1 protein-coding gene is annotated in these 829 nt (G+C 44.5%); it reads left to right on the top strand.

The genetic code is table 11. The features are described from left to right. Window positions 1-104: 104 nt before the first annotated feature. The coding region (locus tag I6E70_RS20535; RefSeq protein WP_231620158.1) for an IS4 family transposase at window positions 105-829 on the top strand (725 nt) is incomplete at its 3' end.

Here is an 829-nt window from a genome sequence, read left to right as displayed (position 1 = left end):
GCTGTCTCTTATACACAAATCCCTGCTAAGAAATTAGCGGGGATTTTTTTGAACTAAATCTCAATGTCATGATCAGATCTTCAAATCTTGTTTGAGGGCACATTATGATTAACGAACATACTCATTGGGCAAAACAACAATTCGGTAAATCGGACTTAGGTGATCCAAGAAGAACAGCGCGTCTGGTAAAGTTAGCATCAACGCTTGCAAATGAACCAGGAAAACCACTTGTGAACATCACTCAATCCCCCGCCGATATGGAAGGTGCCTACCGCTTTATTCGCAACGAGAATATTGACGCAACGGCTATAGCAGAGTCAGGCTTTAAAGCCACGGTTGAACAAGCAAAAAGTCATAACTTATTACTCGCATTAGAAGACACGACCACACTAATTTATAAACATTCCTCCATTCGAGATGATTTGGGTCATGTCGGACGAGGAGCAAAACAACGAGGCTTGTTAGCTCATAGCGTATTACTGTTTGCGCCAGACACAAAGCAAGTTGTGGGATTAATTGAACAGTCTCGCTGGAGTCGTGATATCAACACGATTGGAAAAAGAGAAAAACACGCGACGACTTCTTACGAAGAAAAAGAAAGTTACAAGTGGGAGTCAGCGTCACGAGCGATGGCAGAGCGGCTGCAAGGACAAATGGCGAACGTGATATCGGTGTGTGACCGCGAAGCGGACATCTACGAATACTTGCAGTATAAACTGAGCGAGCAGCAACGATTCGTCGTACGCTCGATGCAAAGTCGTCATATTGAAGAAGGTGAGGATAAGCTCTATGCGTTTGCAAGCGAGCTGATGAGTGCAGGCACCAAACA

Source organism: Pseudoalteromonas sp. NGC95 (assembly GCF_015864705.1).
Classification (GTDB): domain Bacteria; phylum Pseudomonadota; class Gammaproteobacteria; order Enterobacterales; family Alteromonadaceae; genus Pseudoalteromonas; species Pseudoalteromonas arctica.
Note: the sequence above shows the minus strand (reverse complement) of the source record. Positions and strands in the feature narration are given on the sequence as shown.